This is a genomic window from Mammaliicoccus sp. B-M6 (assembly GCF_022386965.1).
Lineage (GTDB): Bacteria > Bacillota > Bacilli > Staphylococcales > Staphylococcaceae > Mammaliicoccus > Mammaliicoccus sciuri_A.
In genome coordinates this window covers 19166-32526 of the sequence record NZ_JAJNHJ010000014.1, presented here as the reverse complement: position 1 = coordinate 32526, position 13361 = coordinate 19166, and the positions used below count along the sequence as shown (strand labels likewise).

The window sequence follows — 13361 nt, the reverse complement described above, 5'->3', positions numbered from 1 at the left end:
TATTGTTATAATATGAATACTAATACTATATTTATTGATATTTGTAAGGGGATAGACACATGAAATCTATTTTTATGATGGATGAAATAAATGATACGGAAGAAACTCAAAAAACAGCAAAATATTTTATAGATAAAATTGAAAATTATATTGATATTCTGAAAAAAGATTACGAATTAAATGACATGCCAGAACACGTCATATGGACAAGCGATTATGTAATGAAACACGTATTTAAAAAGAATGTACCAGCGTTTACAAATGAAAAAGGTATATTTATGAATATTGAAAAAGAAAGTTGGAAGACCTTTTTAAATGGTCAAATCAAAAGTGACATGTCTGAAACGACTCAAAACATATTTAATAACTATTTAGAGAAAGAAATATTATGCATATTAGGTCATGAAATTACACACCATTGCGACTTCTTTTTAACAGAATTTGATGATCTTGACTTAACATCAGATGACTTATGGTTTGAAGAAGGATTGGTTACTTTCTTACCAAGGTATTATTTATATAATGACAAAGAATTTAAAGAAATTATACAGTATGAAACAGAATTATTTAATTATTATAAATCAAAATATGATGAAAATAATTTAGAATCATTCACATATGAAGTTTATAAAAGTAATGATAATGCATATGTTATGTTTCATTACTGGAAAAGCTTTTTAGCAATAGTTGATTTAGTTGAAAACTACTATGAAGGCAACATTCATAAGATGATCAAACAATATCAACAATGGAATAAAGAAGGAAAAAAGCAAAAATTAAGTGAATACCTATTTCGGGGATAAGGGAGTATTACATGGATAAAATATATATAAATAAAGATTTAATATTAAGAAATGCAGAAACAAAAGATATAGATGATTATCTTTCAGTTCCTTTTAATAAAGAACTATTAATGATGTATGGATCAACAATGGATTACAGAACTTCAAAATCAAAGGAAAAAGCAGCTTTATTAATTAAAGAAATTCAGAATGAACCTTATGAATGGGCAATTGTATACCAAGATAAATTTATAGGGCAAGTTAGATTGGTTATTGATGATATAAATAACAAAGCAAAATTTGCAATAGGGATATTTAATCCAGAATATTGGTCTATGGGAATTGGAACTAAAGTTTCAGCAGCTGTAGTAAATTATGGGTTTGAATATTTGAAATTACATAAAATTTACTTAAGAGTATTGAAATATAATACTCGTGCAATTAAGGCATATGAAAAAGTAGGATTTATAATTGAGGGAGAAGAACGTGATAGTGCATTTATAAAAGGTGAATACTATAACGATATTCATATGGGTATTTTAAAATCTGAATTTTATATCAATCAATAGTAGCAAGAGACCAATCATACTAATAATTACAAGAAGAAGCGGTGGAAAATGACAAAAGTTATTATAATTAGAGGGAATTCAGGAAGTGGGAAGTCATCTTTAGCAAAAGAAGTACAAAACAGAATAGGATTTCATACTTTGTTAATTTCACAAGATACGATTAGAAGAGAATTGTTATACGATAAACCTGGCAATAAGACAGTGGAACTCATCGATCATTTAATCAGATATGGATTGGAAAATTGTGATTATATGATTATTGAGGGTATTCTTAAAGCGCATAGGTATGGTGATATGCTGAGAAAACATTTTGCAGGCAAGAAAAATGTGTTTACGTATTACTATGATATCTCTTTTGAAGAAACGTTAAGAAGACATAAGAATAAGGAAAATGCTGAATTTGGTAAGGAAGAAATGAGTAAATGGTTTGTTGAGCATGATTATTTAGGTTTAGAAAATGAAAAAATAATAAAAGAACATATAGGTTTAAACGATATGGTAGAAAAAGTGTTGGAAGATATTGATTTTAAAGAATAACAGCGACTTTCCAATAAAAAATTTTAATACTTACCTATCCTTTATATAGCAACTGGGTTAACGCTTTCATACTTTAGCATAATATTGATTTATTTCGAAAACTGAAACAAAATAGATGAAATATTAGCTGAGATGTTCTAATATGTACAAATATGATAGTGAATAAATCAAGGGAGTAATGAAAATGGAAAGTTTTATATTTAGCGTTATTGGAGTTGTAGTATTAATAGCTTTTATTGTGATGTTAGGCACGACTGTTGTTAAAGCGATTAGAGATACTAGGTTCAGGATTCCGTTGCTAAGTACCATTATATTATTCTTTTTAACTTTAGGTTGTGCTGTTGGAGTTGTTTCAACTGAACCTGTCCAGAATAATCATTCAAAAATTAAGTTCGATGATCACGTAGCAGAAGCACAAGCGAATGAATATGTTCAGAAAAAAATGAACCATTCTAAAGAGATTAATTATGACAAGTATAATAATGAAACATATAGCCACAACGAATTGTTAAAAATCACAAATGCTAAGGTTGATAAAATTAGCCATAGTGAAGCTGGTGATAAAATCGTCGAAGTTACAAAAGGTAGTGGCGACGATAAAGTGTCATATTATATTATAGATTATGATCATAAAAAACTTGAAGAAGGCGAAAGCTATACTTTTTATGGTAAAGAAGATTTGAAATATGATGCAAACAGCCAATTACATGGATTTAATGTATGGAAAGTTGAATAGAGATAAACAGAGTCTGGGACACATTACGTTGTCTTAGACTCTGTTTTTTCGATTCTAATTATCAATTCTAAATGAAAAATAAAAATTTGCTCTTGCCAAATAAAAATTCATGTATTATAGTTAAAACGTAGTCATTACGATTTACCTCTGGAAATGAGATGGCTACTTTACTTACTTAATATACGATTTCAAAAGAGTGAGACATCATTTGCCGTCTCACTCTTTATATCTAAAGATTTATTTCAAAAATTTTAAATGTAAAAGGAGTATATAAAATGGCGAAGAAGTCAAAAATTGCAAAAGAGCAAAAAAGAATTCAAATGGTTGAAAAATACCGTGAAAAACGTGAAGAATTAAAAGCTAATAAAGATTACGAAGGTTTGAAAAAATTACCGAGAGACGCTTCTCCTACACGTATTACACGTAGATGCCAAGTGACTGGCAGACCAAGAGGTGTATATAGAAAATTCGGTATGTCTAGAATTGCTTTAAGAGAATACGCACATAAAGGTCAAATACCTGGATTGAAAAAATCAAGTTGGTAAGATTTTTGGTTTATATGGGATAAATAGATAGAAGGTAGGGGAAAAGTGTTGAATAAAATACCAGTTACAGTGTTGAGTGGTTATTTAGGATCTGGAAAGACAACGCTGCTCAATAATATTTTGAAAAATAGAGAAGGATTAAAAATTGCAGTCATTGTAAATGATATGAGTGAAATTAATATAGATAAAGATTTAGTCATACAAGGCGGAGGTATTTCACGAACTGACGAAAAATTAGTAGAATTATCGAATGGCTGTATTTGTTGTACTTTAAGAGAAGACTTATTAATAGAAGTTGAAAAGATAGCTAAACGAGGAGATGTAGATCAAATCGTAATAGAATCAACTGGTATTTCAGAGCCGGTACCTGTTGCCCAAACTTTCTCATATATAGATGATGAATTAGGCATTGATTTAACTAGTATATGTCGTTTAGATACGATGGTTACAGTTGTAGATGCACATAGATTTGTTCATGATATGTATTCTGAAGATTTGTTGAAAGATAGAGATCAAGTTGTCAGTGAAGAAGATGAACGTTCTATTTCAGACTTGTTGATTGACCAAATTGAATTTTGTGATGTACTTATTTTAAATAAAGCTGATTTAGTAGAAGAAAAGGATTTAAAGCAATTGGAAATTGTTTTGAAAAAATTACAGCCTAAAGCGAAATTTATCAAGACAAGTTATGCAGATGTACCGCTTCAAGAAGTGCTCAATACAGGTTTATTTAATTTTGAAGATGCAAGTCAATCAGCCGGGTGGATTAAAGAATTAACAGAAGGTGGTCATGCGCATCATACACCAGAAACTGAAGAATATGGTATTTCATCATTTGTATACAAGAGAAGACTACCATTTCATGCAGAAAGATTTAATCAATGGATGGAAAATATGCCAACGAATATTATAAGAGCTAAAGGTATCGTTTGGTTAGCTCAATATAATCATATAGCATGTCTATTTTCTCAGGCAGGTTCTTTTGTAAATATTCATCCAATTACATTCTGGGTTGATGCGATGAAGGAAGAAGCGAAACAAGAAATCTTTGCTTCTAGACCAGAAATTAAAGCTGATTGGGATCCAGAATATGGCGACAGAGAAACACAATTTGTCGTTATCGGTAGAGACTTAAATAAAGAAGAAATTACAAAAGCATTAGATCAATGTTTATTAAATTCAGAAGAAATCGATGCAGATTGGACAAAGTTAAACGAGCCTTACCAATGGCAACTATCAACAGTATAAGTTAAAAGCATGAGCATAAGTAACTGCTCATGCTTTTTTGTATGCATAAAAATATCTACGACCTCCCAATATGAGATGCTTAATGTTATGATATTAAATAACTAAATTGTAACTAAAAAGGAGTCATTACAATGATATTAGAAACGGAAAGAATCAAACTCGTACCCCCAGCATATACATATCTTGAAAAATTATTTGAAGTTCATCATGATCCAGCAAATCAAAAATACAACCCAGCAGGTCCAGCAACAACAATAGAAGCTTTTAGAGAAACATTGGATCAATGGATTAAACATTATGAAGACCATGGATTTGGATATTACGTCTTGATTAAAAAAGACCACTATCTCCCGTTTGGCGTATGTGGGTTACAGTATAAAGAAATATTAGGACAAACATATTTGAATATTTACTATCGAATAGAAGCTGCAGAAACACAACAAGGACTCGTATCAGAAGCAAGTAGAAAAATAATCGAGCACGTCAAAGAATTAACCAATAACCAATATAAAATCGTAGCATTAACTAAAAAAGAAAACACACCTTCAATAAAGACAGCAGAAAAACTAGGATTCAAACATAATCCAGAACTAGATAATTACGACGGAGAAGGCAACGTGTATTACTTTAGTGAATAAGGAGTGGTGGGATGGATTATATATCAAGTTTACGAGATAAAGTCGGACATGCTCCAGTTATTTTAGTTGGAGCTTTAGTTCTGATATTTAATAAAGATAAACAACTATTGTTACAGTTAAGAAGTGATAATGAAAGTTGGGGTTTACCAGGAGGAACAATGGAACTCGGAGAATCTTTTGAAGAAGCGGCAACTAGAGAAGTATATGAAGAAACTAATTTGGAAATTCAAAACCTTAAATTTATTACAAATTTTTCAGGTAAAGATTATCACATGGTCTATCCAAATGGAGATGAAGCATATACTGTAACAGCATTATTTGAAAGTGAAGAATATGAAGGAGAGCTTAGTGCCGATATTAAAGAAACTCAGAACTTAAAATTCTTTGATTTAGATAAATTGCCTCAAAATATAAGCCCACCAGTAAAAATGAAAGAATTTATACTAAACTATTTATCACAAAAATAAAGGAGTGGTGGGATGGAAGTAAGGTTGAGTGATTTTGATAAAGATTGGAGAAATATGTATTTAGAAGAATGTAGAATAATTAAGTCTATATTAGAAGATGAAGTTATTAGTTTTGAACACTTTGGTAGTACATCAATTGAAGGTATGAAAGCAAAACCAGTTATAGATATGATGGTAATTGTAAATAATATAGAAAAAATTGATTTATTTGATGATGAGTTTTTGAGTAGAGGTTACGATTTGGCTGGAGAATGGGGAATAAAAGGAAGAAGACTCATTCGAAAGGGAGGAATTAATCGAACACATCATATACATATTTATGAACAAAGTAACCCTGAAATAGATAGACATTTAATATTACGAGATTATCTAAGAGAACATAGAGAAGCGGCTATAGAATATAGTAAATATAAAGAAAAATTAGCTGAAGAATATAATGAAACAGCTGGTTATAGTAAAGCCAAAAAATCATATGTTAAAAATTTAGAACAGCAAGCAATCAGGTGGTATAAAGAAAAATAAAGGAGTGGTGGGATGGAAGTAAGGTTACTAAATAAAAATGATGTAAATGCATTTAGGAGTCTTAGGTTACTAAGTTTGCAGACAGATCCATCTGCGTTTGCGTCTTTATATGATATTGAAATAAACTATCCGATTAGTAAATTTGAACAGCGCTTAGAATGTAGTGATACAAAATTTACAATAGGTGGTTTTGAAAATGAAAATTTGGTTTGTGTAGCTACTTTTTATAGAGAACCGGTTAAGAAGATGCATCATAAAGGAAATTTAGTGGCGATGTATTGTCATCCTGATTATCGAGGTACAGGTATTGCTGAGAAAGTAGTCAATAAATTGATTATTGAAGCATCCAAGTTAACAGATTTAAAATATATTGATTTAAGTGTCCTTTCTAATAATCAACGCGCAGTAGAATTTTATAATAAAGTTGGCTTTGACAAATATGCTACTGAACCTAATGCAATATTAGATGGAAAAGATTATCATGATGAAGACATGATGAGATATGAAATAGAGTGAAGAGAATGGATTGAGAAATATGGACCGATAAAATAAATTACCGGTCCAGAAACGAGATTACCAGGCCGATAAAATAAAATATCGACCCGAAAACGGGATTTGCAGGCCGATAAAAAAATTTATCGACCCGAAAATTGTAATAAGCTGAATTGTCCATAAGACAATTCAGCTTATTTTCATCTTATCAGCTTATACACACTACACAACAGTTCGTTATTGTTGATATATTAAATTAATCGAACATAATCAATTGAATATTCAAAATATTATGATAGAATAAACACAATTAAACATTATCAAACAAGCAAAGGGGATTGATTTGATGAAAAATATTTATAAAGTGGGGATTTATGTATTAGTTTTAGCATTATTTTTAGGTGGTTGTAGTAGTGGTGGGGATAGTGATGGTGCGAGCGGTGATTCAAAGGATACGCTACGTTTAATTGCACCGTCTGATTTAACGACATTAGATTCTAGTTTGGCTGTTGAAGCTGGCGCTTTTGAAGTGATGAATGCGACACAAGAGGGGTTATATCGTTTGGACAAAGATGATAAAGCAGAACCAGCGATTGCAACTGGTGATCCTAAAAAATCAAATGATGGGAAGACTTGGACATTTAAATTAAGAAAAGACGCGAAATGGTCTAATGGAGATCCAATTACTGCGCATGATTTCGTTTATTCATGGAGAAGGGTTGTAGATCCAAAGACGGCATCAGAATATGCGTACATCATGTATGATATTAAAAATGCTGAAGCGATTAACAAAAGTGAGAAAAAACCTGAAGAATTAGGTGTGAAAGCAATTGATGATCATACTTTACAGTTAACGCTCAATCAAGAGTTACCATACTATAAAGAATTATTAACGTTTGGAACATTCATGCCATTGAATGAGAAGTTTGTTAAAAAGCAAGGCGGTAAGTATGGAACGACTGTTGATAAGACGTTATATAGTGGACCGTTTGTAATGAAGAGTTGGAAAGTTGAAGATAATTACTCGCTTAAGAAAAATAAACATTATTGGGATAAAGATCATGTATCACTAAAAGGTATTAATTATAGAGTCATTAAAGACGAACAAACGGCACTCAATTTATATAATAATGATAAAGTGGATACAACGGAATTAAGTTCTCAAAACGTAGAATCTAACAAAGATAAAGAAGGCTTCGATACGAAGTTAGAATCTGCTACTTATTATATTCAAATTAATACACAAACGAATAAAGACTTACAAAATAAAGATTTACGTGCTGCACTTGCACAAGCAATCGATAAAAAATCTTACGTAGAACATAATTTAAATGATGGATCAAAACCAATAGATACATTTACACCTGAAAAAGTATTTACTAATGAGAAAAAAGAAGATTATAACAAGTTAGTCAATGCACCTTATACGTATGATGTTAAAAAAGCACAAGCTTCATTGAAAAAAGCTAAAAAAGCATTAGGTAAAGATAAAATTGATATAGAATTTTTAACATTTGATCAAGATAATGCTAAGAAAGATGCAGAGTATTTTAAAGAACAAGTTGAAAAACATTTACCTGGTGTAACAATGTCGATTAAGCAACAACCGAACAAACAGAAAATAGCACTGACTAAAAAAGGTGACTATGATGTAGCAATTACAGGTTGGGGACCAGACTATCCAGATCCAATGACATTTTTAGATTTATTCCATAGTGAAACAACTAAAGGTGAAACGGGATATAATAACCCTGAATACGACAAAATTATCAACGAAGGTAAATCTTCATTACTTCAAGATCCAGACAAGAGATGGCAAGAACTCGCTAGAGGAGAAGAAATGTTATTGAATGATGCAATGGTTATCCCACTTTATCAAAAAGGTAAAGCAAGATTAACGAAAAAAGAAGTTCACGGGCGTATCATTCATTACGTAGGTACGAAAGAGTACAAACATGTGAAATTAGATAGATAATTTATTTATTGCTAGGGCATGATTCAATGTCCTAGCACTTTATTTTTTGCAAAGTTGAGTATTATTATAAGAATAGTTTTGTATAGTTTGAAAATTATGATAAGATATTCCCAATCATTAAATTACATATCATCATTGGAGGATTTTAAATGGATTACTATACTAGGGATTTGAAGCGATCAGATATAGAAGATATTCATGCATATAATGCTTTACCTGAAGTGAGTCAGTATCAAGCATGGGAGCCACAAACTTATGAAGAAACAGAAGCTTTTGTTGAGATGTTATTAAATCGAGATGAAAATTGGATGTACAACGTCATAGTGGATGCAGAACATGATAAAGTCATTGGCGCAGTGCAATTAGTATGTGATACGAAAAATAAAAGTGGAGAGCTTGGTTATATCATTCATCCTGATTATTGGGGTAACGGCATAGCAACGGATATTGGTAGAACGATTATTAAATATGGTTTTAAAGTATTGAAACTAAATAGAATTTGGGCATCAACAGATATTCGTAATACAGCATCTGAAATTGTTCTACAAAAGCTAGGTATGAAACATGAAGCCATCTTAAGACAAGATACAAAGCTTAAAGATGGCTACAGAGATTCATTGATTTATAGCATTTTAAAAGAAGAATATTAAAATGAAACAACAAAAGGTTCAGTACGATTTAAACAGTACTCGAACCTTTCTTTGAATGTTTGTCGAGTAACCATATTCATAACTTCATCATAAGTAAAAAAAGCCTACCTCTAAACTCTCATCACTCGTTTGAAGCGTGCCACCTATATAACGCGCTAAAAATAATGTGTTGACGATAGAACTTTTCGTATTTTGGAAAATACCACAAAATCTTATAATTTCGATATCAGCACCAGATTCTTCTTTAACTTCGCGAATTGCTGCATCATATAAAGGTTCGCCCAATTCAACTTGACCACCAGGCATTTCCCAACCACGTTTAGGACCTTTAATGAGTAATATTTTATCTTCGTCATTTAAGACAATACAAGCAGCTGAAACAATATGTTTTGGAACCATAAGTAACCTCCTGTGAAAATTAGATTCTATTTAATCAAAAGTCGTACAAATAATATTTTATGATTAAATGACTAAAATGTCATATAATTACTTTAAATGTATATAAATATACGTCATTTTATAAAGGAGAACTTTTATGCCTATTAAAGTAGAACAGTTAAATATAAGTTTTGATTATGAAGGAGATAACTACGAAATACATCCTACACTTATTATCCAAGATGAAGAATTGACACTCGTTGATACAGGTTATCCAGGTTTCATGGATAAGATTGAACGAGAAATTAATCGATTAAATTACAATATAGAAAATTTGAAAAATATTATTATCACACATTATGATGATGACCACATTGGAGCGTTAAAAGCTTTTAAAGACAAATATCCTAATACACAAATTATAAGTAGCTTTGTAGAAGCTAAATATATAGGTGGACATGCTAAATCAGAACGATTGATTCAAGCTGAAAATTTATTAAATGAAATGTCAGAAGATGAAAAACCATATGGTGAAGCATTTGTTAATATGCTACAGGAATTAGAACATGTCGATGTTGATGTAGAAGTTACAAATGGGGCGCTCATATTAAATAATGAAGTGGAAGTTATTGCGACACCAGGACATACGTCAGGGCATATTTCATTATATATACAATCAGTCAATAGCGTCATTACTGGAGATGCTGCTGTGAAAGAAGGAGAGACTTTAAACGTTGCGAATCCTGAATATAGTATGAATTTAGAAGACGCAGAAAATTCCTTAAAGAGAATTAAAGATTTAAATGCTGAGAAATATTATTGTTTCCACGGCGGATTGTTAGAGAAAGCTTGAAGATTATAAATCTATGATTTACACGTACACAAATGGGTATAATTTAGGACAAGGTTATATTGTGAGGTGAGCGCATGATTAATATTATTCAAGCGATTGGTTCTATAGGGACCTTTATTATGGCGATTCTATATTTTATATCCGTCATGATTCAAATTCGCCAAATTAAAATATCATTTATTCCTTATTTGTCTTTTGATCAGATTATATTGGAGAAGAAACAAAGTGGTATTAAAGTGATGAATTTAACTTCTTCTGATCATGAATATTTAAATACGGCTTTTAAGCTATTAAATTTAGGCGGCGGTTCTGCTAAAAATATTGAAGTCGTCTTAAAATTAAATGGCGATGAAGTAATACAACGTAAACGTATTAATATTTTACCTAATAATCAATTCTATTTAATTCCTCTTAACCAAAAAGTCTTTAATGAATTTAAGAAGACAATCGACAATCACTATTTTGAAACGAATATGACAATTGAGTTAAAGTATGATGGTCAAGTTTCTAAAAAACGATCTTCCAATGAATATAGAATATCCATCGATGATTTTGTAAATATGGATGATAAAGATTTATATGAAATAACTTTTGAAAAATTAGAAGAATAAAGGTATTACATAAACAGGTTTTGAATTTATTTTTTAACCTGTTTTTTTAAAGTGAAGCCATATATAAATAGGTCAATTATAGTTAATAATTATTTGATTTTGTACTATTATTTTGAATAATTCATGCTATGATGAAAATATTAATCATTTGTAGAGGAGAGAAAAAATGAGTAGTCTACTTTTTGCGTTATTATGGGTTGTTATTTCGATTGCCTTTATAACGACTTTGATTATTACAGTCGTTAAATATGCTAAAGAAAAACAGTATAGTAGCTATTTAGTGAGCACAATTTTACTATTTGTAATCGGTGTGATTAGTTTTGTATGTATATTTGTAAGTCTGTCATTCGATAAAGAATATTCATATAAACAATTATTTAAGGAAGATAAGCCTAAAGCTGTTAAACATGTTTCCGACACACCTAAAAAAGAATTAAAAAATATCAAACTAGGTGATAAAATTATTGTTGATGGTCTAGAAGTGACCGTTACAAAAGCAGAAGTTGTTCAACCTGATGACGGTTATTCTTATTCGCAAAATGGCAAAATTCTTAAAGTCACTTATAAGTTCAAAAATTTAGAAAAAGATAAAAAATTAATCGATAATTCTAATTTTCAACTTACTATTGGTGGAGCGGTACAACCGCAATTTAATGGTATGAAAGATAATAAAGGTGGATTCCAACACCAACTTGATAAAGATGACAGCAAATCGAGTTATTTATACTATGATGTAGCGGACGCTGATAAATATGATGTGAAAATGAATTATGAAACTTCTAAGAAAACGTATAATGCTAATTGGCGTATAAATGATAAGGATATTAAAGATAATACGCCTAAAGAGAATCCAACTGAAGAAATCAATTCTACTCAAGAAGCGCCAACTTATGAACAAAGAACGGTTCAACAACCTAACAATAACGCTGATGAAGAGAAGAAAAAAGCTGAAGCTGAGAAAAAACGTAAACAAGAAGAAGCAGATAAAGCGGCTAAAGAAAAAGCAGATAAAGAAGCAGCAGAGAAGAAAGCTGAAGAAGAAAAGGCAGCTAAAGAGGAAGAAGAAAAACGTCAAGAAGAAGCGGATAAAAAAGCTGAAGAAGCTGAACAAAAACAACAAGAAGCTGACGAAAAAGCAGCAGCTGAAAAAGAAAAAGCTCAACAAGCAGCTGAGCAGAAAAAACGTGATGAACAAGCAGCAGCTGAACGTGAAAAACAACAACAGCAACAACAAAGAGATCAAGAGGCACAAAGAGAGAAAGATCGTGCAGCTCAAGATGCAGCACAAAAAGCAAAAGAAAGATCAACAGAGCAAAGACAATCTCAAAATAATTCAAATGAACAAAAAGAACGTTAGTTAATCAAATGGACAATTTATGCGTAACATAAGAAAGAGGTAACCAAATGACGACAGTATATTTCAACCATGATGGTGGCGTAGATGATTTAATTTCATTATTTTTATTATTACAAATGGAAGATGTTAATTTGATAGGTGTAAGTGCAATTGGTGCAGATAGCTATGTAGAACCAGCAACAAATGCTTCTTGTAAAATCATTAATCGATTTTCATCACAAAAATTAAATGTTGCAGCTTCGAAAGAAAGAGGGAAAAATCCATTCCCTAAAGATTGGAGAATGCATGCCTTCTTTGTAGATGCGATGCCAATGTTAAATGAAGATGTTGAAGTAAATTCTACAATTTCTGAAAAAGAAGCATATGAAGATATCATTGAAAAGGTAATGAATAGTTCTGAAAAGGTAACAATGCTGTTTACGGGACCGTTAACGGATTTAGCTAAAAGTTTGAAAGTTGAACCAAGAATTGAAAGTCGTATTGAAAGAGTTGTATGGATGGGTGGCACATTGCTGAATAAAGGTAATGTTGAAGAACCTGAACATGATGGTACAGCTGAATGGAATGCTTTTTGGGATCCAGAAGCAGTGAAGACTGTTTTTGATACGCAATTACCGATTGATATTGTAGCATTAGAAAGCACGAATAAAGTACCTTTAACACCAGATGTACGTAAACGTTGGGCGAATGAAAGACAATATGAAGGTGTTGATTTCTTAGGTATATGTTATGCGCTTGTGCCACCATTAACACATTTTGTAACAAATTCAACTTATTTCTTATGGGATGTATTAACAACGGCATATGTTGGAAAACCTGAACTCGTTAAGAAAGAATCACATAAAGTATCTGTCATTACAGATGGACCTAGTCAAGGTAGAACATTCAAAAGTGATGAAGGTAGAATGATCAATATCATTAATGATGTTGATAGAGATGGATTCTTTGATTACATGACAGATTTAGCTAAAAAGATATAACAAATAAGCACTTCATTCAGT

At 31.0% G+C, this 13361-nt stretch carries 16 protein-coding genes and 1 pseudogene; 16 read left to right on the top strand and 1 reads right to left on the bottom strand.

The window, feature by feature from the left end:
- Positions 1 to 59 precede the first annotated feature (59 nt).
- The 12 genes from LQ693_RS06995 (at position 60) to LQ693_RS06940 (ending at position 9161) form a co-directional block, all read left to right on the top strand.
- Positions 60 to 803 carry a hypothetical protein gene (locus LQ693_RS06995; protein WP_119499118.1) on the top strand — a complete coding sequence of 248 codons (744 nt, stop codon included), beginning with the start codon at positions 60 to 62 and terminating at the stop codon, positions 801 to 803.
- 11 nt (positions 804 to 814) lie between these two features.
- Positions 815 to 1351, top strand: a complete 537-nt coding sequence (locus LQ693_RS06990) for a GNAT family N-acetyltransferase (protein ID WP_107618219.1) — start codon at positions 815 to 817, stop codon at positions 1349 to 1351.
- A 48-nt stretch (positions 1352 to 1399) separates the two neighbouring features.
- Positions 1400 to 1888: an AAA family ATPase gene (locus LQ693_RS06985; protein ID WP_107618218.1), complete on the top strand. Its 489-nt coding sequence runs from the start codon at positions 1400 to 1402 to the stop codon at positions 1886 to 1888.
- Positions 1889 to 2072: 184 nt separating this feature from the next.
- Complete coding sequence (locus LQ693_RS06980; protein ID WP_107618217.1) at positions 2073 to 2624, top strand: hypothetical protein; 552 nt, start codon at positions 2073 to 2075, stop codon at positions 2622 to 2624.
- A gap of 275 nt (positions 2625 to 2899) precedes the next feature.
- Positions 2900 to 3169 carry a 30S ribosomal protein S14 gene (gene rpsN / locus LQ693_RS06975; RefSeq protein ID WP_025904347.1) on the top strand — a complete coding sequence of 90 codons (270 nt, stop codon included), beginning with the start codon at positions 2900 to 2902 and terminating at the stop codon, positions 3167 to 3169.
- A 48-nt stretch (positions 3170 to 3217) separates the two neighbouring features.
- The gene (locus LQ693_RS06970; RefSeq protein WP_119499116.1) at positions 3218 to 4417 is read left to right on the top strand and encodes a GTP-binding protein; all 1200 of its coding nucleotides are present in this window, start codon (positions 3218 to 3220) and stop codon (positions 4415 to 4417) included.
- Between the two features lie 131 nt (positions 4418 to 4548).
- A complete protein-coding gene (locus tag LQ693_RS06965) occupies positions 4549 to 5055 on the top strand; it encodes a GNAT family N-acetyltransferase (protein WP_065381020.1) in 507 nt (168 codons plus the stop codon).
- Positions 5056 to 5066: 11 nt separating this feature from the next.
- Positions 5067 to 5522 (top strand): NUDIX hydrolase, encoded by a 456-nt coding sequence (locus LQ693_RS06960; RefSeq protein WP_107573010.1) that lies wholly within the window; start codon positions 5067 to 5069, stop codon positions 5520 to 5522.
- A gap of 12 nt (positions 5523 to 5534) precedes the next feature.
- Entirely contained in the window at positions 5535 to 6044 is a 510-nt protein-coding gene (locus tag LQ693_RS06955) for a GrpB family protein (protein WP_107618215.1), read from the top strand.
- A gap of 12 nt (positions 6045 to 6056) precedes the next feature.
- Entirely contained in the window at positions 6057 to 6560 is a 504-nt protein-coding gene (locus LQ693_RS06950; protein ID WP_107590919.1) for a GNAT family N-acetyltransferase, read from the top strand.
- 322 nt (positions 6561 to 6882) lie between these two features.
- The gene (locus LQ693_RS06945; protein ID WP_107573013.1) at positions 6883 to 8511 is read left to right on the top strand and encodes a peptide ABC transporter substrate-binding protein; all 1629 of its coding nucleotides are present in this window, start codon (positions 6883 to 6885) and stop codon (positions 8509 to 8511) included.
- A 149-nt stretch (positions 8512 to 8660) separates the two neighbouring features.
- Positions 8661 to 9161 carry a GNAT family N-acetyltransferase gene (locus LQ693_RS06940; protein WP_025904351.1) on the top strand — a complete coding sequence of 167 codons (501 nt, stop codon included), beginning with the start codon at positions 8661 to 8663 and terminating at the stop codon, positions 9159 to 9161.
- Here the strand turns inward: LQ693_RS06940 and LQ693_RS06935 are convergent.
- Positions 9158 to 9560, bottom strand: a pseudogene (locus tag LQ693_RS06935) (NUDIX hydrolase). The gene LQ693_RS06940 and the pseudogene LQ693_RS06935 sit on opposite strands and share 4 nt — an antisense overlap.
- 142 nt (positions 9561 to 9702) lie before the next feature.
- On the opposite strand from LQ693_RS06935, the gene LQ693_RS06930 reads away from it, so the two are divergent.
- The 4 genes from LQ693_RS06930 to LQ693_RS06915 all read left to right on the top strand — a co-directional run bounded on the left by LQ693_RS06930 (position 9703) and on the right by LQ693_RS06915 (position 13340).
- Complete coding sequence (locus LQ693_RS06930) at positions 9703 to 10392, top strand: MBL fold metallo-hydrolase (RefSeq protein WP_119499067.1); 690 nt, start codon at positions 9703 to 9705, stop codon at positions 10390 to 10392.
- 74 nt (positions 10393 to 10466) lie between these two features.
- Entirely contained in the window at positions 10467 to 11003 is a 537-nt protein-coding gene (locus LQ693_RS06925; RefSeq protein ID WP_107590923.1) for a hypothetical protein, read from the top strand.
- Positions 11004 to 11169: 166 nt separating this feature from the next.
- Positions 11170 to 12360, top strand: coding sequence for a DUF4352 domain-containing protein (locus LQ693_RS06920; RefSeq protein WP_119499065.1), 1191 nt, complete (start codon positions 11170 to 11172; stop codon positions 12358 to 12360).
- 47 nt (positions 12361 to 12407) lie between these two features.
- Positions 12408 to 13340, top strand: a complete 933-nt coding sequence (locus LQ693_RS06915) for a nucleoside hydrolase (protein WP_025904356.1) — start codon at positions 12408 to 12410, stop codon at positions 13338 to 13340.
- The last annotated feature ends 21 nt before the right edge of the window (positions 13341 to 13361 follow it).

Excerpts from the sequence above, each read along its gene's own strand:
- LQ693_RS06995 (WP_119499118.1), top strand. The coding sequence starts at position 60 with ATGAAATCTATTTTTATGATGGATGAAATAAATGATACGGAAGAAACT.
- LQ693_RS06960 (WP_107573010.1), top strand. The coding sequence starts at position 5,067 with ATGGATTATATATCAAGTTTACGAGATAAAGTCGGACATGCTCCAGTT.
- LQ693_RS06925 (WP_107590923.1), top strand. The coding sequence starts at position 10,467 with ATGATTAATATTATTCAAGCGATTGGTTCTATAGGGACCTTTATTATG.
- LQ693_RS06965 (WP_065381020.1), top strand. The coding sequence starts at position 4,549 with ATGATATTAGAAACGGAAAGAATCAAACTCGTACCCCCAGCATATACA.
- LQ693_RS06955 (WP_107618215.1), top strand. The coding sequence starts at position 5,535 with ATGGAAGTAAGGTTGAGTGATTTTGATAAAGATTGGAGAAATATGTAT.
- rpsN (WP_025904347.1), top strand. The coding sequence starts at position 2,900 with ATGGCGAAGAAGTCAAAAATTGCAAAAGAGCAAAAAAGAATTCAAATG.
- LQ693_RS06915 (WP_025904356.1), top strand. The coding sequence starts at position 12,408 with ATGACGACAGTATATTTCAACCATGATGGTGGCGTAGATGATTTAATT.
- LQ693_RS06985 (WP_107618218.1), top strand. The coding sequence starts at position 1,400 with ATGACAAAAGTTATTATAATTAGAGGGAATTCAGGAAGTGGGAAGTCA.
- LQ693_RS06950 (WP_107590919.1), top strand. The coding sequence starts at position 6,057 with ATGGAAGTAAGGTTACTAAATAAAAATGATGTAAATGCATTTAGGAGT.
- LQ693_RS06980 (WP_107618217.1), top strand. The coding sequence starts at position 2,073 with ATGGAAAGTTTTATATTTAGCGTTATTGGAGTTGTAGTATTAATAGCT.
- LQ693_RS06920 (WP_119499065.1), top strand. The coding sequence starts at position 11,170 with ATGAGTAGTCTACTTTTTGCGTTATTATGGGTTGTTATTTCGATTGCC.
- LQ693_RS06940 (WP_025904351.1), top strand. The coding sequence starts at position 8,661 with ATGGATTACTATACTAGGGATTTGAAGCGATCAGATATAGAAGATATT.
- LQ693_RS06945 (WP_107573013.1), top strand. The coding sequence starts at position 6,883 with ATGAAAAATATTTATAAAGTGGGGATTTATGTATTAGTTTTAGCATTA.
- LQ693_RS06990 (WP_107618219.1), top strand. The coding sequence starts at position 815 with ATGGATAAAATATATATAAATAAAGATTTAATATTAAGAAATGCAGAA.